At 63.9% G+C, this 17645-nt stretch carries 16 protein-coding genes; 3 read left to right on the forward strand and 13 right to left on the reverse strand.

Translation table 11 applies throughout. The features are described from left to right. From V3B46_RS11335 to dnaA, 13 genes are all read right to left on the reverse strand, one after another. A complete protein-coding gene (locus tag V3B46_RS11335) occupies nucleotides 1-270 on the reverse strand; it encodes a hypothetical protein (protein ID WP_164090617.1) in 270 nt (89 codons plus the stop codon). Between the two features lie 40 nt (nucleotides 271-310). Beyond that, a complete protein-coding gene (gene cls / locus V3B46_RS11340) occupies nucleotides 311-1771 on the reverse strand; it encodes a cardiolipin synthase (protein WP_329891922.1) in 1461 nt (486 codons plus the stop codon). Nucleotides 1772-1872: 101 nt separating this feature from the next. Continuing rightward, nucleotides 1873-2286 (reverse strand): ExbD/TolR family protein, encoded by a 414-nt coding sequence (locus V3B46_RS11345; protein WP_005411740.1) that lies wholly within the window; start codon nucleotides 2284-2286, stop codon nucleotides 1873-1875. Between the two features lie 3 nt (nucleotides 2287-2289). Then, nucleotides 2290-2715: an ExbD/TolR family protein gene (locus tag V3B46_RS11350; RefSeq protein ID WP_005411739.1), complete on the reverse strand. Its 426-nt coding sequence runs from the start codon at nucleotides 2713-2715 to the stop codon at nucleotides 2290-2292. A 62-nt stretch (nucleotides 2716-2777) separates the two neighbouring features. Beyond that, complete coding sequence (exbB, locus tag V3B46_RS11355) at nucleotides 2778-3539, reverse strand: TonB-system energizer ExbB (protein ID WP_049420916.1); 762 nt, start codon at nucleotides 3537-3539, stop codon at nucleotides 2778-2780. Nucleotides 3540-3633: 94 nt separating this feature from the next. After that, nucleotides 3634-4302 carry an energy transducer TonB gene (locus V3B46_RS11360; RefSeq protein ID WP_049465507.1) on the reverse strand — a complete coding sequence of 223 codons (669 nt, stop codon included), beginning with the start codon at nucleotides 4300-4302 and terminating at the stop codon, nucleotides 3634-3636. 144 nt (nucleotides 4303-4446) lie between these two features. Then, on the reverse strand, nucleotides 4447-5634 hold the full coding sequence (locus tag V3B46_RS11365) for a tetratricopeptide repeat protein (protein ID WP_049447424.1): 1188 nt from the start codon (nucleotides 5632-5634) through the stop codon (nucleotides 4447-4449). A 132-nt stretch (nucleotides 5635-5766) separates the two neighbouring features. Beyond that, nucleotides 5767-6573, reverse strand: a complete 807-nt coding sequence (locus V3B46_RS11370; protein WP_032128510.1) for a M48 family metallopeptidase — start codon at nucleotides 6571-6573, stop codon at nucleotides 5767-5769. A gap of 71 nt (nucleotides 6574-6644) precedes the next feature. Then, nucleotides 6645-7490, reverse strand: a complete 846-nt coding sequence (locus tag V3B46_RS11375) for a CPBP family intramembrane glutamic endopeptidase (protein WP_154261784.1) — start codon at nucleotides 7488-7490, stop codon at nucleotides 6645-6647. Nucleotides 7491-7557: 67 nt separating this feature from the next. Next, nucleotides 7558-10017, reverse strand: a complete 2460-nt coding sequence (gyrB, locus tag V3B46_RS11380) for a DNA topoisomerase (ATP-hydrolyzing) subunit B (protein WP_010487426.1) — start codon at nucleotides 10015-10017, stop codon at nucleotides 7558-7560. Nucleotides 10018-10129: 112 nt separating this feature from the next. Beyond that, the gene (gene recF, locus V3B46_RS11385) at nucleotides 10130-11224 is read right to left on the reverse strand and encodes a DNA replication/repair protein RecF (protein WP_329891923.1); all 1095 of its coding nucleotides are present in this window, start codon (nucleotides 11222-11224) and stop codon (nucleotides 10130-10132) included. Between the two features lie 990 nt (nucleotides 11225-12214). Further along, nucleotides 12215-13315, reverse strand: a complete 1101-nt coding sequence (gene dnaN / locus V3B46_RS11390) for a DNA polymerase III subunit beta (protein ID WP_005411731.1) — start codon at nucleotides 13313-13315, stop codon at nucleotides 12215-12217. Nucleotides 13316-13590: 275 nt separating this feature from the next. After that, a complete protein-coding gene (gene dnaA, locus V3B46_RS11395; protein WP_005411730.1) occupies nucleotides 13591-14922 on the reverse strand; it encodes a chromosomal replication initiator protein DnaA in 1332 nt (443 codons plus the stop codon). Between the two features lie 254 nt (nucleotides 14923-15176). Between dnaA and rpmH the strand changes: the two genes are divergently transcribed. From rpmH to yidC, 3 genes are read left to right on the forward strand one after another with little or no spacing between them, the layout of a single operon-like run. Next, nucleotides 15177-15317: a 50S ribosomal protein L34 gene (rpmH, locus tag V3B46_RS11400; protein ID WP_005411729.1), complete on the forward strand. Its 141-nt coding sequence runs from the start codon at nucleotides 15177-15179 to the stop codon at nucleotides 15315-15317. A gap of 5 nt (nucleotides 15318-15322) precedes the next feature. Next, nucleotides 15323-15817, forward strand: coding sequence for a ribonuclease P protein component (gene rnpA / locus V3B46_RS11405; protein ID WP_081352321.1), 495 nt, complete (start codon nucleotides 15323-15325; stop codon nucleotides 15815-15817). Beyond that, the gene (gene yidC / locus V3B46_RS11410) at nucleotides 15817-17532 is read left to right on the forward strand and encodes a membrane protein insertase YidC (protein WP_154264883.1); all 1716 of its coding nucleotides are present in this window, start codon (nucleotides 15817-15819) and stop codon (nucleotides 17530-17532) included. Before rnpA ends, yidC begins: the two co-directional genes overlap by 1 nt. The last annotated feature ends 113 nt before the right edge of the window (nucleotides 17533-17645 follow it).

A 17645-nucleotide genomic window follows, 5' to 3' on the forward strand; every position in this document is an offset into this window, starting at 1 on the left:
CTACTTGGAAAGAGGGGACGGATCGTGGTCGTTGGCGTCGTCGTTGCGGCGGGCCTGGGCCTGCTCGCGCAGGCGGCGCAGTTCTTCGGTGTCGACCAGGGTGGCGGGGTCACGCTGCAGGTCACCGAAGCGGGCCACGTAGCGACCGCGCACCCAGGCCAGCAGGAAGGCGAGGGCGGCCAGCAGGCACAGGCTCATCAGCCCGGCGCTGGGCGTCTTCAGGGCGAAGGCAAAGCAGCCCAGCGCCAGCAGCAGGTACAACCAGTACATAGTCGGGCTCCCCGGATGATCGCCGCAGTGTAGCGCTGCGTCAGAGCAGCGGCGAGGCCAGCCGGGCGAAGGCCTCGGGCAGGCGGTGCAGCCACAACGAGCGGCCGGCCTGGTCGTGCACCCGCGTGGAACGGTCGAATTCGCCCTGCAGCAGTTCGGCCAGCGCGGCGACGCGGTCACGGTCGCTGATCATCATCGACAGCTCGAAGTTCAGCCGGAAGCTGCGGTGGTCGAAGTTGGCGCTGCCGACGATGCAGACATCGTCATCGGCGATGAAGGCCTTGGTATGCAGCATGCGCGGGCCGTACTCGTAGATCTTCACCCCGGCGTGCAGCAGCTCATCGAAGTAGGAGCGTGCGGCCTGGGTGACGAACCAGGAGTCGCTCATCTTCGGCACCAGCAGGCGCACGTCCAGGCCGCCCAGCGCGGCCGAGGTCAGCGCCATCCGCGCCGCTTCGCCCGGGACGAAGTAGGGCGTGACCAGCCACACGCGCTCGTGCGCTTCCTGGATCGCCGCCACATGCAGGCGATGGATGGTCTCCCAGCCCGAATCCGGACCCGACACCAGTACCTGGGCATTGATCGGGCCATCGCCCCGCAGCGGCATGTCGGCTGGCCACAGACGCGCGATGTCCATGCGCGAGGGATCCTGTCCACTGGCGTAGAGCCAGTCCTCGGCGAACACCAGCTGCAGGCTTCGCACCACGTGGCCACGGATGCGCATGTGCAGGTCGCGGTAGGCGTCGGTCCTGCGGCTTTCATCCTCGTCGTCGGTGATGTTGATGCCACCGGTGAAGGCCAGGCGGCCATCGACGATCACCAGCTTGCGATGCGTGCGCAGGTTCAACCATGGGCGCTTGAACGGCTTCAACAGCTGCCGTGGGTGGAACCAGATCGCTTCGCCACCGGCATCGAGCAGAGGTTGCAGGAAGCGCCGCGGCAGGGCGGATGAGCCCACCGCATCGAGCAGCAGGCGCACCTGCACGCCGGCCCGCGCACGTTCCACCAGCGCGTCGCGCAGGGCGGTACCGGCATGGTCCGGGTTGAAGATGTAGTACTCCAGATGCACGTGATCGCGTGCCTGCGCGACAGCTTCAAGCAGCGCGGCGTAGGTGGCTGCGCCGTCCACCAGCCAGGTCACTTCGGTGGCGCTGCTCGGTGCCAGCCCGGTGGTGGCCTGCGCGATCTTGGCCAGCTCGGTGCAGTCGGCATCGGGCGGGCAGACGTCGCTGTAATGCTCCATGCCCGAGCGCGCACGCCCACGACGCAGGCGCTGCCGCTTCACCTTCTGCGGGCCCAGCAGGTAGTAGATGAAGAGGCCGAGGTACGGCAAGAGCGCCAGCGACAGGATCCAGCTCAGCGTCGCCACCGGCTCGCGCTTCTGCAGCATGATCCAGCCCGCCAGCGCGAACAGGTACAGCAGATAGGCCACCGCCAGGATCGTGCCAAGGTGGGCGATGCCGTCGAGCCAGTGGCGCAGGGAGTCGAAGAGGGCGAGCATCCGCCGATCATAGCGGTCCAGACCGTCAGGCATAAAAAAGACGCCCCTGTTTCCAGGGGCGTCTGCAGTCGCGTCATGACTGTTGTGTTGCGGTGTAGCAGTTACTGCTGCACAAAACCGATCTTCTTCATCTGAGCATTCTTCGCAGCGGCCAGAACCTTGGCCATCACGTCGTACTCGGAATCCGGGCTGGCGTCGATGCGCAGTTCCGGCTGGTTGGTCGGGTCACGCTGGACCTCCTGTTCCATCCGCTGCTGCAGCTCGCTGGTATTGATCGGGCTGTTGTTCCACGAGACCTGGTTGCTGGCGTCGATCTTCAGTTCGATCGGCGGCGGCGGTTCGACCAGCTGCGGCGGTGGGTTGAGCACGCGCTGCGGCAGGTCCACGGCGATCGGGTACGTCATGATCGGCGCGGTCACGATGAAGATGATCAGCAGAACCAGCATCACGTCCACGAGGGGCGTGACGTTGATGTCTGCCATGGGGCCCTTGCCACCACCACTACTGAATGCCATGGCTTATTGCCCCTTTTCTTTGGTCGCGACGAAGCCGACGTCCAGCATGCCCTGCTCCTGCGCGACCTTGGTCAGGTCGTTGATGACGCGCATCTTGGTGGTGCGGTCACCACGCAGGTTAAGCGGCGGCTGCGGGGTCTGCTGGGCGGCGGTCGCCAAGCGCGACTCGAGAGTCTGCTTGTTGATTTCTTCGTCGTTCCAGTAGATCGAGCCGTCTTCCTTGACTGCCAGGGTGATCGGTCCGGAACGCTTTTCAGCGTCTTCCGGCTTCTGGATCAGGTTGGCTTCCGGCAGATCCACCTTGACCTTGTGGGACATCAGGGGCGCCGTGATGATGAAGATGATCAGCAGCACCAGCATCACGTCCACGAGGGGCGTAACGTTGATGTCGGCCATGGGGCCGCCGCTGTTACCACTACTGAAAGCCATAACGGGCTCCGTCTAGATCTTGGTGACTACTTACGTTCGTCGCTGGGTGACGCGCGCCGCAATTAGCGGACGCGCGAGCCGGTGGCGAAGAAGTCGTGCAGGTCGTGCGCGAAGGTATCGAACTTGCTGATGGTCGCGCTGTTGATCTTGCTGAAGAAGTTGAAGGCGAACACGGCCGGGATCGCGACGAACAGACCGATCGCGGTCATGATCAGCGCTTCACCCACCGGGCCGGCAACGGCGTCGATCGAAGCGGAGCCGGTGGCACCGATCTTGATCAGCGCGCCGTAGATGCCCCACACGGTACCCAGCAGACCGACGAACGGAGCGGTTGCACCGACGGTGGCCAGCAGGGTCATGCCCGACTGCAGCTTGTTGCTTTCGCGGGTAACGGCCTGACGCAGAGCGCGGTCAACGAACTCCGAACGGCTCAGGTTCTCACCGACGCCGCCGGTAGCACCGCCTTCAGCGCGCTGGTGGTGGGCAGCTGCCTGGGCAGCGTCCAGGGCGATCTTCGAGAACGGCTCGGAAGCCGGCTGTTCTTCCATCGCACGGATGGCGTCCTGCGCGTTCGGGGTGTCCCAGAACAGGCTGACGACGCGATCAGCGGCGCTCTTCAGGCGGGTGGCGCGGAAGATGTTGATGACGGTCCAGTACCAGGACATGGCCGACATGATGACCAGGGTCAGCAGCACGACCCAGGAAACCGCGAAATCACCCGGCTTGGTGGTCATTTCGTGGATCAGGTGCTCGAAGCCCATCTGCGACAGGGCGTTGGACGGATTGCCCCCGGCAGCAGCGGCGATGAAAATTTCCTGCAGCATGACGCTTACCTTTGTTGTGTGTGGTGATAAAGGGTGTAGCTAAGCTAAACAATCGAACTGAGAGCGGGGGTGGCCAGGTGGCCACCCGGACGCATCAGTTCAGCGCAAAGTTGACCGGGACGCGAACGCGACCTGCCGCCTTCTTACCGCCAGATTCAGCGGCGTTGAAGCGCCACTTGCGAGCTGCTTCCATCGCAGCACGGTCCAGGTCGCGGTTACGGCTGGACTTTTCCACCGTGACATTGGTGACGTTGCCGTTGGCATCGACATCAATGATCAGGATCACTTCGCCCTGGATACCCGCGCGGAAGGCTGCCGGCGGGTAACGCGGCGGATTCATGGCCTTCGAGGAGATATCCACGCTGGCCTCGATCGAGGTCGGCGGAGCCGGCGGCGCCGGCGGCGCAGGCGGGGTGACGATATCGTTCGGACGCGGTTCCGGCACGTCCACGACCGGCGCCTGCGGCGGCGGCGGGACCGGCGACGGCTTCGGCGGCGACAGATTCTTCACCGGCGGTGGCGGAGTATCCTGCGGCGGCGGCGGCGGCGGCGGCGGTGGGGGCGGCGGCGGCGCGTCGACGATGGTCACCATGACGTTGCGCTCCTTCTCAGCCACGGCTTTGGGAGCCACGGCGGGGATCAGGAGCATCATGAACGCGGCCAGATGCAGGGCAATTACAAACGCGATGCCGACGATGCGAGGCCAGCTCAGCCCCTTGTCATCGGGTTGTTCGTACCGGTGAACGACTAGTTGTTCCGTCATGCGCCAAGAGCTCAATAGTGGGGCCGGGGATGCCAGGGGCGGAATCCCTGATCAGCGGTGCATGACACCGCAGGAACCTCCAAGCTTATACCAATCCTGAGCGCCTGCGCATCAACTGTGCAGGCATTCAGGCGTTATTCCTACTTACTTCAGGTTGATGATTTTCTTGGCATCAGCCTGGTTCTTCACACCCTTCGCCAGCGCCTGCTGGGCGGCCTGCTTGGCCTCCGGGATGCGACCTTCGGCATGCAGGACGCGTGCCAGGTTCAGGTAGGTCTCACCGTCCTTGGACAGCGGGGCAGCCTTCTGCCACGCATCGATCGCCTGCGGCACCTGGTCGGAGTAGTAGTAGGACTGGGCCAGCGCCAGGTAGACCTGGTAATCCGGCTTCAGGATGCCCTTCTGCAACCCTTCGTTGATGACCGCGATGACGTCCTTTTCCTTGTGTTCGGTGTTGGCATAGATCGAGTACAGCTGCTTGTACTCGCGCTCTTCGGTGAGCTGGCCGCTGCTGCGCAGCTTGTCCATCACCGCAGCCGCCTTGTCCATCTGGTCGGCCTGCATGTACATGCTTGCCAGGTTCAGCTGGGCCTTCTTGTCGTTCGGGTTCTTGGCAGCCAGGGCCTCGGCTTCCTTCACCGCTTCACCGGACTGGCCGGCTTCGGAAAGGGCCGCCATCAGCAGCTGGTTCCAGTTGTCCTTCGGTTCGGTCGAGCCGGCGATGGCCTGCTTCAGCACCGGGATCGCTTCCTGGTAGCGCTCCAGCTGGTACAGCGCCTGGCCCTTGGCGATCAGCTCTTCCGGCTTGGTCGACTTGCTCTCGGCGAAGTACTTGTCCAGGGTCGCCAGGCCTTCGGCGGTCTTGTCTTCCTGCAGCTCCAGCTGGCCCAGCATCAGCATCGACTGGAAGTGGCCGTTGTTGTCCAGGCCATTGAACTGCAGGACCTGCTTCAGGTAGGCGATCGCCGCTGCGGTGTCGTCGGTCTGGTAGGCGGCCTGCGAGGCCAGCTGCGCAGCCAGCGACTTGTCGTACTCGTTCGCGGCGCTGTCAGCCAGGATGGCGTCGGCCTGGGTGCGGGTCTCCGGGAACTTTTCCTTGTTGTAGCTGTCGATCATTTTCTGCAGCTTGCTGCCCAGCTTGGCCGAAGCCTTGACCGTCGGCTCCTGGCGGGTCGCGTTCGGGTACAGCACCTCGGCCTTGGCCTGCTTGCCGCCGCGGTTGCCGCGCTCGGAGGAGCGCGAGGACTGCGCGAAGGCATCGGTGACCACGGCGCCGGTCAGGGCGGTCGCGACGAGGACGGAAAGCACAGCTTTGTGGTTACGGAAAATCATCGTTCACCTCGATCGAACCGCCGGTTAGCGGCAAAGTCGGACTGTCAGAAAAATCTGAGCCGCCAAACGTATCAGAAACAGATGGCGTGAGAAATCGTTTTATGTGCTGCAATACAGCATAGAACTGCGCACTCATCCGCACTTTGGCCGCAGTCCGGCCGCCTGCGCCTGCTGATAGACCGGCGTCAGTCCCGGTGCATCGCGTCGCAGTTCCTGGATCCGGTTGGCTGGGTCGGGGTGCGTGGACAGCCATTGTGGGCTGCGACCGCCACTTGCTGCCATCATGTTCTGCCACAGATCGACCGCCTGTGCCGGGTTGAAACCGGCCTGGGCCATCAGTCGCTGACCAATCACGTCGGCCTCGCTCTCCTGGGTGCGCGAGCCGGGCAGCAGGAAGGCGGTCTGTGCGCCCATCCCGCCAAGCTGGTTCACGGTGCTGGCCGCCCCCTCGCCATAAGCGGCACCGGCGAGCGCGCCGAGCACGGCCAGGCCGGTCTGCGCGCCCATCTGACGGGTGATGCGCTCTTCGTGGTGGCGGGCGATGACGTGGCCGATTTCATGGCCGATTACGGCAGCCAGCTGGTCCTGGTTCTTGGCGACGGTGAAGATGCCGGTATTCACGCCGACCTTGCCGCCGGGCAGGGCGAAGGCGTTGGGCTCCTTGTCGACGAACACGGCCGTCTCCCACCGTACGCCACGGTATTGAGGCGGCAGCTGCGCGACCAGGGCGTTGACCACGCACTGCACGTAACCGTTCTGGCGGCCGTCGGTGCTGATCTTTTCCTTCTGCTTGGTTTCGGCGAACGCCTGTGCACCGAGCTGGTCCAGCTGCGCCTGCGACACCCCGCCCACCATCTGCCGACGGCCGGTAGGGGAGGTCGTGGTCGCGCAGGCGCTGACCAGGGTGGTGATGACAAGGGCCAGCAGCAGTTGTTTCATGGATCCACCCCCGTGTTCATATGCGCAGTGTGTAGCGTAGCGGCTTAATCTTTCGTCAAGCGGACACGGCGTTACGTTGCCCCGAAGAACACAAGCGCGGCAAGCGCCACGCCGTTGTTCAGCGCGTGCGCGGTGATCGCGGCCCAGAGCGTGCCGGTGCGCTGGTACAACCAGCAGAACGCGGCACCCATGCCGCCATAGACCAGCCACAGCTGCGCGATCTCGGCCGGGCCGTTGGCACTGGTGCCAGGGATTTCATGGATCAGGGCGAAAGCAAGGCTGCTCAGTATCACGCCCAGCCACGGGCGTCCGGCCTTCCACAGGCGGCCAAACAGCACGCGGCGGAACAGCAGCTCCTCGTAGGCCGGTGCCAGTACCACCGCGAACAGCACCAGGAACAGCGGGAAGCGCGCGATCGCGCTCTGCATCAGTGCCAGATTGGTGGGAACCGGCTCGATGCCGAACTGCTTGGCCAGGAAGGCGATGCCATTGCTGCCGAGCACGATCAGGGTCGCCACCAGCAGGGTCCAGCCCCAGGTGGAGGGACGGCGCAGCGCCTGGCGCGACGCGTGGCGCTCGGCGGCATTGGCCGGCCGGCGCCAGAAGTACAGCAGCAGTGCGGCGCCGCCGGTGGCAAACAGCGCCATGAGAATCTGCGCAAGCGCGCCCGGCTGGCCCAGTGACGCCGCTACCGAACTGGCGTCGGGGGCGCCAGCGCCGGCCTGCGCGTTCGCGTAACCGACCACCACGCCACGGTACAGGCCCCATAGCAGGCCGCTGATCAGGCTCAGGCCGAACAGGGTGACAGCGGCGATACCCAGGTCGATGAAAAACCCCGCCAACGGCGAAACGACACGCGGCGCGGCAGAAGCCGGCGGAACCGGGGGCGGAGCGGAAACCGGGGCGGATGCGGACATCAGGTACCTGCGTTCAAGAGTCGAAGGCCGGCGCGCCTCCCCGCGCACCGGCCGTGTCCCGATTGTGTCAGATATCCAGGTTTGCGACCTTCAGCGCGTTGTCTTCGATGAAGTCGCGACGCGGTTCGACGACATCACCCATCAGCGTGCTGAAAATCTGGTCGGCAGCGACAGCATCTTCGATGCGCACCTGCAGCAGTCGACGGGTTTCCGGATTCACCGTGGTGTCCCACAACTGCTCCGGATTCATTTCACCCAGACCCTTGAATCGCTGGATCTGGCGGCCGCGCTTGGCCTCCTCGAGCAGCCAGTTCTGTGCCTTGGCAAAGCTGTCGACTTCGATCGACTTGGCACCGCGGGAAATGGTCGCGCCTTCGCGGACCAGGCCGTGCAGCAGCTTCGATGCCTGGTGGATCGCGCGCAGTTCGCCGCTTTCGAAGGCCGACATCGGCAGCACCTGGATGTGCTGTTCGCCCATGTGGCGACGGGTCACCAGCACAGCGGCCGGGCGCTCATCGTTGGCTTCCTGCAGTTCCAGCGTGAAACGCGGGCTGCCCAGGCTGCCCTGGTTGAGACGCTTGGCCAGTGCATCCAGGCCCTCGCCTTCGCCGGCAGCGCGCAGGCTTTCCAGGTCCATCGGGACGAAGTCGACCAGCGCTTCAAGCAGGTTGCGGTCGTAGCGGTGTGCGTTGCGCTCGATCGAATCCAGCGCGGCCGCGTAGGCCAGCAGCAGCTTCTCCAGCGCCAGGCCTTCGATGCCGGGCTCGCCGGTGGCCGGCACCAGTGCAGCGTTTTCCACTGCGCTGCTGGCCAGGTAGCTGTCCAGCGCCGGGTCGTCCTTCAGGTACAGCTCCTGCTTGCCCTGCTTGATCTTGTACAGGGGCGGCAGGCCGATGTAGACGTAACCGCGCTCGATCAGCTCCGGCATCTGACGGTAGAAGAACGTCAGCAGCAGGGTGCGGATGTGGGCGCCGTCGACGTCGGCGTCGGTCATGATGATGATCTTGTGGTAACGCAGCTTGTCCGGGTTGTACTCGTCACGGCCGATGCCGGTGCCCAGCGCGGTGATCAGCGTACCCACCTGGTCGGAGGACAGCATGCGGTCGAAACGCGCGCGTTCCACGTTGAGGATCTTGCCGCGCAGCGGCAGCACCGCCTGGTTCTTGCGGTTGCGGCCCTGCTTGGCCGAACCACCTGCCGAGTCACCCTCGACGATGAACAGTTCGGACAGCGCCGGATCCTTTTCCTGGCAGTCGGCCAGCTTGCCCGGCAGGCCCGCGATGTCCAGCGCGCCCTTGCGGCGGGTCAGGTCGCGGGCCTTGCGCGCGGCTTCACGTGCACGTGCGGCATCGACGATCTTGCCAGCGATCGCCTTGGCTTCGTTCGGGTTTTCCTGCAGGAACTCTTCCAGGCGCGCACCGAAGGCGTTTTCCACCGCCGGGCGCACGTCGGAGCTGACCAGCTTTTCCTTGGTCTGGCTGGAGAAGCTCGGGTCCGGCACCTTCACCGACAGCACTGCGATCATGCCTTCGCGCATGTCATCGCCGGTCAGGTTGATCTTGGCCTGCTTGGCGATGCCGTTCTGCTCGATGTAGTTGTTGAGCACACGGGTCAGCGCACCGCGGAAACCGGCCAGGTGGGTACCGCCGTCCTTCTGCGGAATGTTGTTGGTGAAGCAGTACATCGTCTCCTGGTAGGAGTCGGTCCACTGCAGCGCCACGTCCACGACGATGCCGTTGTGCTCGCCGGTGACTGAAATGACGTTCGGGTGCAGCGGGGTCTTCAGCTGGGCCAGATGCTCCACGAAGCTGCGGATGCCGCCTTCGTAGTGGAAGTCATCGCGACGGCCATCGCCACGCTCGTCGGCAAGGACGATCTTGACGCCGGAGTTCAGGAACGACAGCTCGCGCAGGCGGCGGGCCAGGATGTCGTAGTGGAATTCCACGTTGTCGTGGAAGGCGACGGTCGACGGCCAGAAGCGCACGGTGGTACCGCGCTTGGTGGTGGCTTCCAGCTTGGCCAGCGCAGTCACGGCTGCGCCGTTGCTGAATTCCTGCTGGTAGTGGGAGCCATTCTGGAACACGTCCACCAGCAGTTTCTGCGACAGCGCGTTGACCACGCTGACGCCGACGCCGTGCAGGCCGCCGGAAACCTTGTAGCTGTTGTCGTCGAACTTGCCGCCTGCGTGCAGGACGGTCATGACGACTTCGGCCGCAGACACTTCGCGACCGAGCTTGGCGCTCATCTGCTCGTGCTTGCCGGTTGGGATACCGCGGCCGTTGTCGGACACCGAGACCGAGCCGTCGGCGTGGATCGTCACTGCAACGTGGTCGGCGTGGCCGGCCAACGCTTCGTCGATCGAGTTGTCGACGACCTCGAACACCATGTGGTGCAGACCGGTACCGTCATGCACGTCGCCGATGTACATGCCTGGACGCTTGCGGACAGCCTCCAGGCCTTCCAGGGCGGTAATGCTGTTGGCGTCGTAATTGCCGTTGTTTGCCGGGGTGTTCTGTTCGTCGCTCATTGCGCTTGCCGTAGGCTCCGCAGGTCGGCCACCGCTTGGGGCGATGTGCCGAGAATGAAAGGATTCCAACCCGAATTATACCAGCCGGGGTCGAGCGGCCCTGGTGTGCCCACTATGGCACAGCCACGATCTGTGCATGTTCCACGTGGAACCGGGCGATGTGGGTCAGTTCCTGCAGCGCCGCCGGGGTTTCGGTGGCGGTGATGAAGATCTGTGCCGGCCCATTGAGCAGACGCTCCAGTACTCGCGCCTGATGGGTGCGATCCAGCTCCGAGGCCAGATCGTCCAATGCGATCACCGGCCATTCGCCTCGCTGTTCCGCATAGTCCTCCGCCTGTGCCAACAGGCACGCCAACGCCGTCAGCTTGGCCTGGCCCCGGGACAAGGCATCGCGGCCCGGGATGCTGTGGAAACCCACACTCCAGTCCGCGCGGTGCGGGCCCACCGAGGTATACCCGGTCTGCCGGTCACGTTCCCGGGCCAGAAGCAGGGCATCGGCCAAGGGAAGCTCATGCCGCCGCCAACCGGGGCTCAGCTCCAATCCCTGGATACCGAGTTGCGGAGCCAGGCTGGCGGCCAAGGCTACCGTGCGCTGCTGCAGACGCTCCAGGTAGTGCTGGCGGCGGCTGGTCAGTGGTTCTCCTGCCTCGGCCAGCTCGTGATCCCAGGTATCGAGCATCCGCGACGGCCCACCCTGCTTGAGCAGGGCATTGCGCTGCTTCAGCGCCCGGGAATAGCGACGCCACAGGGACAGAAAATCCGGTTCCACGTGGAACAAGCCCCAATCGAGGAAGCGGCGGCGGGGTTCACCACCACCACTGACCAGTGCATGGCTCCCGGGCTCGAACGTCACCACGGCCAGCGCCGCGCAGAGATTACCCAGCTGTGCGACATCTTCACCGTCCAGGCGACCCTTCCAGTCCTGACCACTGTGGCGCAAGCCGGCTTTTCGGCGGTGGGGCGGGTGATGGGCACGCTGTTCGTCCCATTCCACGAAGATTTCCAGCGCTTCCTGGCCTTGGCGTACCAGACCGTCGCGCACCCGGCCACGGAAGCTGCGGCCATAGGCCATCAAGTGCAGGGCTTCGAGCACGCTGGTCTTGCCGGCGCCGTTGTCGCCGGTCAGCAGGTTCAATCCCGGCTGGGGCGACAGGTCCACCGCACTGAAGCGACGCAGTTGATGCAAGGCGAGGCGGCGGATCTGCATGGGGCGCGAAAGACCATCCGCACAAGGCGGTAGAGGGGCAGGGAATCCATCAGCTTACTGCATCGGTCAAGCCAGCCGTGCCGCGCCAGACATCACCACTGTACTGAAGCCTCCGCGTGGCCACCCTAAGCGTGTTCCACGTGGTGGCGCTCCCTCACCTGGGCTCGCCTGGGTCTCGATACGTCCGGGAATGCTTGAATTCTGAGCGGCGGCGCAGGGTACCGGCCCTCAGATTTCAACGATTTCAGCCTCATTCCGCGAGCATCGCCAGGTGCCCCGACCGTGGTTTGCGCGAACACCGCGCAGATTCCTTGAAATCTACGATGCGATGCCCTGGAGGGTTTCACAGATTTCAAAGAATTCGAGCCCGCCGTTTCACGCTGTCCACAGCAGGTCTGTATGACTTATACACAAGGTATGGGCAAACTGTGGATAAAAAGGCCCTTTTGCCCGACCTGCGAATCTATCCACAGGTTCCCCCCCAGCCTGAGGGGCCTCTATACAGGGGGTTTCAGGTGCATAAATCTCTTCAAAATCAATTAGATAATGCATTTTTCCACGAAATCTGGGCCTACCATCACCACCATGCTTTAGATTTATACCCAGATTTAGAAGCTAGGCTGGCCCCGATCCGGCCCCAACCGGGCCTGTGGACAGTGACGTCTGCAGATGAAGCAACCGCAGCCCTGCGACCCACGATCTGCTTCTCCCCTCCGGCGATTTCGGGAAACCTGCAATCAGACTGAAGACCAGAACTGCATACTCGATCGAAAGCGGCTGGACAGCGTTCAAGCTCGCAACCTGGATTCCAACCGCTCAGCACCGATTGCATCGGAAGGGCAGCCAGAATCAATCAGCAACCTGCGATCTCAAGGAGGGCATTCACCCATACCTGGAGATCCGGCCATCGCGATGCTCCACGTGGAACCTGCAAAAAAAACGCCCGGGAATCCCGGGCGTCGTTCGGTTCCACGTGGAACAACGCAGCTGTCAGAGACGCAGCGGCATCACCACATGGCGCGACTTCTCGCTGCTGGATTCACGCACCAGCGCCGAGGAGTTGGAGTCGCGCAGCTGGATGATGACTTCCTCGTCGCGCAGGGCAGACAGGGCATCCAGCAGGTAGTTCACGTTGAAGCCGATGGCCAGATCGCTGACCGTGGTGTCGGCTTCGATCTCTTCCTGGGCTTCTTCCTGTTCCGGGTTGTGCGCGCTGATCTTCAGGTTGCCAGGCGAGACTTCTACGCGGATGCCGCGGTACTTCTCGTTGGACAGGATCGCGGCACGCTGCAGCGAGGCACGCAATGCTTCGCGATCAACCTTCACTTCGCGGTCGGCACCGATCGGAATCACCGCTTCGTAATCCGGGAAACGGCCGTCGATCAGCTTCGAGGTGAAGGTGACATCGTCGCGCTTGACGCGGACGTGGCTGCGGCCGACTTCCAGCTCGATCTCGCGATCGCCGCTCTCCAGCAGGCGCTGCAGTTCGGTCACGCCCTTGCGCGGCACGATGATCTGGCGCTTGGAACCACTGGGCTTGGCCAGGTCGGTTTCACACAGCGCCAGGCGGTGGCCGTCGGTGGCGACGGTACGCAGCGCATCGCCGCGCAGATCGAACAGCAGGCCGTTGAGGTAGTAGCGCACGTCCTGCTGGGCCATCGCGAACGCGGTGCGTTCGATCAGTTCCTTCAGGGTCGCTTCGCCGATGGCCACGCGCTCGGTGGCTTCCACTTCGTCAACCGACGGGAAGTCGTTGGAGGGCAGGGTGGCCAGGGTGAAGCGGCTGCGACCGGCCTGCACGGTGATCTTGTCACCGGTCTGCGAGACGGTGATCCGGCTGCCGTCGGGCAGGGCGCGGATGATCTCGAACAGCTTGCGGGCGGGGATGGTGGTTTCGCCGTCCTGGGCATCTTCAACCGCGATCCGCGACACCATCTCCACTTCCAGGTCGGTACCGGTCAGCGACAGCTGGCCGTTCTGCACCTGGACCAGGAAATTGGCCAGAACCGGAAGGGTCTGGCGGCGTTCGACCACGTTGACGACCTGTGCCAACGGCTTGAGAAAGGCTTCGCGCTGCAGTGTGAAACGCATGTGGTTCCGTGCCCCTATGCTTTAAAAAATGTGGAATAAATCAAAAGCTTGGTGGTGCTGGTAGAGACAGAATCGCTGGAAAACAACGCTAAGTCTTTGTAAATAAAAGAATTTCAGACCTCGAAACCCTCTGTATTACCGACCCCCAGGGGGTGGGGAAAGCTGTGGATAAATTCGACGCGATTTCAGATGCCATTTTTATCCACAACGTGTCCCGCGCTTGCTACCGGATTCTGCACCGTTTTGTGCGATGACGCCTCATCGGCATCCGTGCATCATTCGCTCAGCTTCCGGATCAGCTTGTCCCAGTCCTCGCGGAGCTTGCCGTCGGTTTCCATCAGGGTCCGGATCTGGCGGCAGGCATGCAGCACCGTGGTGTGGTCGCGACCGGCAAAGGCGTCGCCGATCTCGGGCAGGCTGTGCTCGGTCAGTTCCTTGGTCAGGGCCATGGCGACCTGGCGGGGGCGGGCCAGCGAGCGGGTCCGGCGCTTGGACAGCAGATCCTTGATCTGCAGGCCGTAGTAGTCGGCAACCGTTTTCTGGATGTTGGGAATGCTGATCGCCTGCTGCTGGGCGCGCAGCAGATCGCGCAGGGTTTCCTGGGCGAATTCGGTGGTGATCGCGCGGCCGGTGAAATTGGCGCGGGCGGTCAGGGTATTGAGCGCACCCTCGAGGTCGCGCACGTTGGAGCGCATCTTCTTGGCGATCAGGAACGCAACATCATCGGGAATCTCGGCACCGCGTTCGCGTGCCTTGGCCAGCACGATCGCAGCGCGGGTCTCGAAGTCCGGCGGTTCGATCGCGACCGACAGGCCCCAGGCAAGCCGCGACTTCAGGCGTGCTTCCAGGCCTTCGACCTCGCGCGGATAGCGGTCGCAGGTCAGGATGATCTGCTGCTTGCCATCGAACAACGCGTTGAAGGTGTGGAAGAACTCTTCCTGCGTGCGGTCCTTGCCGGCGAAGAACTGGATGTCATCGATCAGCAGCGCGTCCACCTGCTGGAACTGGCGCTTGAACTGATCCATGGTCTTTTCCTGCAGAGCCCGGATCATCGCGCTGAAGAACTGTTCCGAACGCAGGTACAGCACCTTCGCACCCGGATTGGCCTGGCGCATGGCATTGCCGGCGGCGAACATCAGGTGGGTCTTGCCCAGGCCCGTGCCTCCGTACAGCAGCAGCGGGTTGTGCGCACGGTCGCCCGGCTTCTGCGCTGCCTGGAAGGCGGCGGCCAGGCCCAGCTGGTTGCTGCGGCCTTCGACGAAGTTGGCGAACGTGTAGTGATTGTCCAGGTTGCCGGCAAACGGCACCTGCGGTTCGCTGGACACATGCGCCGACGGCGTGGAAACCGGCGCGTTCTGCGCCTCCACGGGACGCGGGCGCGAGCCGATTTCAAGAAAAACGTCGCTGAAACCGGCGAAATGGGCCAGCAGTTCGCGGATCCGGGCCAGGTACAGCTCGCGGACCTGGTCGACGATGAAGGCATTCGGTGCATACAGCACCAGGCTGTCCACGCGCAGATCGGCCTGCAGCGGCTTCAACCAGGTATGAACGTCTTCCGGCGGGAACTCCGCTTCGAGGCGCTCGAGACTACGGGACCAAGCATCCATCAGCAATAATCGTCCGGTGGCCGGGGCATGGACGCGACAAGGCGCCCAAACACAGGCCGGAAAGGGGGGAAGTGGATGGCTCAGACTACCACCGAGCGCCCGCCTTCGGAATGCTTGTCCCCTACTTATTCACAAAAACATCCACAGCTATTGCACAGCCCAGTGAATTCGCGTAGCTGCCAGGGGTTGACTTGAGGCGGGGTACCTCTCTAGAATTTCCGGTTCTTTCCGTCCCATTCATACGAGAGGCCCCAATGGCCACGAAGCGCACCTACCAGCCCAGCAACCTCAAGCGTAAGCGCGACCACGGCTTCCGTGCCCGTATGAAGACCGCTGACGGCCGCAAGATCCTGTCGCGTCGCCGCGCCAAGGGCCGCAAAGTCCTGAGCGCCTGATTGCCATGCCGCACATCGCGGCAGACGCAATCCCTTCGACAGTGAATACTGCAGACCCGCGCAAGCGATTCCCTCGCTCTGCGCGGGTTCGCACGCGTGCCGAATACTCAACGGTCTTCAACGGCGCCCGCCGTGTGTCCGATCCGCTGATGACCCTGCACTGGCTGCCGGCTGACCGGCAGGCCAGGCTGGGTCTGGCGGTTTCCCGCAAGGTTGATCCGAACGCCGTCGGGCGTAACCGGATCAAGCGCGTCCTGCGCGACATCCTGCGTCAGACACGTACCGACATCCAGCCAGGCGACTTTGTCGTCGTGGCTCGTAGTGCTGCGCGTTCCGCCAGCAACGACGAGATCCGCCAGGCCTTCCTGCGCCTGCTGCGTCGCCTGCGTGCATTGCCCACGCCGGGCGTGGACGGCACAATGCCGCCGCCTGATGGCATCGCAACTCCTTCTTTGACCGAGCCGGCATCGCGTCCCGGCCCCGCCGAGCCTGTCCGCTGATGAACCAGACCCGCGTATTCCTCATTTTTGCCTGGCTGATGGTGGCCGTGCTGCTGTGGATGGAGTGGAGCCGTGAAAAGGCTGCTCCGACCCCGGCACCGACGACCACGTCGGCCCCGGCCGCCGCACAGAGCGTTCCGGGCGCAACCCCGGGCGCCATCCCCAGCGCCCAGGTGCCGGGTGCCCCCGGCGAGGCCGCCGTGCAGGCCCAGGCCAGCGCCACCCCGGCCAGCCAGCGCGTGACCGTCACCACCGACGTGCTGCGCCTGGTGCTCGACGGCGGCCGCGTGCTCGATGCCGAGCTGCTGCAGTTCCCGCAGACCAAGGATGAAGGCAGCCCGCCGGTCCGCCTGCTGACTGAAGACCCCGCGCACCCGTACAGCGCGATCAGTGGCTGGGCCAGCGAAGACAAGAACACCCCGGTTCCCGGCGCTGACGGCTTCAAGCTGGTCGGTGACACCAAGGACTTCGTGCTGGCCAAGGGCCAGAACGAACTGCAGATCCCGTTCGTATGGACGGCCGACAACGGCGTGACCATCAAGCGCACCCTGACCGTCTCGCGCAACGAGTACGCCGTGCGCTTCAAGGACGAAGTCAGCAACGCTGGCGCCGCCCCGTGGAACGGCTACGTCTACCGCACGCTGGACCGCACCCCGACCATCCTGTCGCGGAGCATGACCAACCCGGATTCCTTCAGCTTCAACGGTGCCACCTGGTACGACAACGACAAGAAGTACCAGCGTCGTGCGTTCAAGGACTACCTGGAAGATGGCACGCTGAACCAGAACATCACCGGTGGCTGGCTGGCGATGCTGCAGCACCACTTCTTCACCGCCTGGATCCCGCAGAAGGACCAGACCGCGCACTACGTGCTGTCGCAGGTGGCCGGTCGTGACCTGATCGAAGCGCGTGGTCCGGCCTTCACCGTGGCCCCGGGCCAGTCGACCAGCACCGAGGCCCGCCTGTGGGTCGGCCCGAAGCTGGTCAACCTGATCGCCAAGGAAGACGTGCCGGGCTTGGACCGGGTGGTCGACTACAGCCGCTTCTCGATGATGGCGGTGATCGGCCAGGGCCTGTTCTGGGTGCTGAACCAAGTGCACAAGCTGGTCGGCAACTGGGGCTGGGCGATCGTCGGCCTGGTGGTGCTGCTGAAGCTGGTGCTGTACCCGCTGTCGGCGACCCAGTACAAGAGCGGCGCCAAGATGCGTCGTTTCCAGCCGCGCATCGCGCAGCTGAAGGAACGCTATGGCGATGACCGCCAGAAGTTCCAGACCGCGATGATGGAGCTGTACAAGAAGGAAAAGATCAATCCGATGGGCGGCTGCCTGCCGATCCTCATCCAGATGCCGATCTTCTTCGCCCTGTACTGGGTGCTGGTGGAATCAGTCGAACTGCGCCAGGCGCCCTGGTTCGGCTGGATCCAGGACCTGACCGCACGCGATCCGTACTTCATCCTGCCGGTGATCAACGTGGCGGTGATGTGGTTCACTCAGAAGCTGACCCCGGCACCGGGCATGGACCCGATGCAGCAGAAGATGATGCAGTTCATGCCGCTGGTGTTCGGCGTCATGATGGCCTTCATGCCGTCCGGCCTGGTCCTGTACTGGGTGGTCAACGGCGGCCTGGGCCTGCTGCAGCAGTGGTGGATGACCAAGCGCCACGGCGGCGAGCCGGTCCCGGCCACCACCGCCCCGGCCCCGGTCAAGAAAAAGTAATCCGACCGGCAGGTCACCTGCTTGGTAGAGTCGACTGTTAGTCGACTGCTCCTGGCCTGACCGACCCGCAGAAGCCCGCCGCAAGGCGGGCTTTTCGCATGCGGCGTTAGAAT

Source organism: Stenotrophomonas sp. SMYL11 (genome assembly GCF_036320005.1).
Taxonomy (GTDB): Bacteria; Pseudomonadota; Gammaproteobacteria; order Xanthomonadales; family Xanthomonadaceae; genus Stenotrophomonas; species Stenotrophomonas maltophilia_A.

What these genes read in the sequence shown, in the direction of transcription:
- exbB (WP_049420916.1), bottom strand. Translation starts at nt 3,539, where the DNA reads ATGCTGCAGGAAATTTTCATCGCCGCTGCTGCCGGGGGCAATCCGTCC.
- cls (WP_329891922.1), bottom strand. Translation starts at nt 1,771, where the DNA reads ATGCTCGCCCTCTTCGACTCCCTGCGCCACTGGCTCGACGGCATCGCC.
- V3B46_RS11360 (WP_049465507.1), bottom strand. Translation starts at nt 4,302, where the DNA reads ATGACGGAACAACTAGTCGTTCACCGGTACGAACAACCCGATGACAAG.
- gyrB (WP_010487426.1), bottom strand. Translation starts at nt 10,017, where the DNA reads ATGAGCGACGAACAGAACACCCCGGCAAACAACGGCAATTACGACGCC.
- V3B46_RS11350 (WP_005411739.1), bottom strand. Translation starts at nt 2,715, where the DNA reads ATGGCTTTCAGTAGTGGTAACAGCGGCGGCCCCATGGCCGACATCAAC.
- dnaA (WP_005411730.1), bottom strand. Translation starts at nt 14,922, where the DNA reads ATGGATGCTTGGTCCCGTAGTCTCGAGCGCCTCGAAGCGGAGTTCCCG.
- yidC (WP_154264883.1), top strand. Translation starts at nt 15,817, where the DNA reads ATGAACCAGACCCGCGTATTCCTCATTTTTGCCTGGCTGATGGTGGCC.
- V3B46_RS11365 (WP_049447424.1), bottom strand. Translation starts at nt 5,634, where the DNA reads ATGATTTTCCGTAACCACAAAGCTGTGCTTTCCGTCCTCGTCGCGACC.
- recF (WP_329891923.1), bottom strand. Translation starts at nt 11,224, where the DNA reads ATGCAGATCCGCCGCCTCGCCTTGCATCAACTGCGTCGCTTCAGTGCG.
- rpmH (WP_005411729.1), top strand. Translation starts at nt 15,177, where the DNA reads ATGGCCACGAAGCGCACCTACCAGCCCAGCAACCTCAAGCGTAAGCGC.
- V3B46_RS11370 (WP_032128510.1), bottom strand. Translation starts at nt 6,573, where the DNA reads ATGAAACAACTGCTGCTGGCCCTTGTCATCACCACCCTGGTCAGCGCC.
- dnaN (WP_005411731.1), bottom strand. Translation starts at nt 13,315, where the DNA reads ATGCGTTTCACACTGCAGCGCGAAGCCTTTCTCAAGCCGTTGGCACAG.
- V3B46_RS11335 (WP_164090617.1), bottom strand. Translation starts at nt 270, where the DNA reads ATGTACTGGTTGTACCTGCTGCTGGCGCTGGGCTGCTTTGCCTTCGCC.
- rnpA (WP_081352321.1), top strand. Translation starts at nt 15,323, where the DNA reads ATGCCGCACATCGCGGCAGACGCAATCCCTTCGACAGTGAATACTGCA.
- V3B46_RS11345 (WP_005411740.1), bottom strand. Translation starts at nt 2,286, where the DNA reads ATGGCATTCAGTAGTGGTGGTGGCAAGGGCCCCATGGCAGACATCAAC.
- V3B46_RS11375 (WP_154261784.1), bottom strand. Translation starts at nt 7,490, where the DNA reads ATGTCCGCATCCGCCCCGGTTTCCGCTCCGCCCCCGGTTCCGCCGGCT.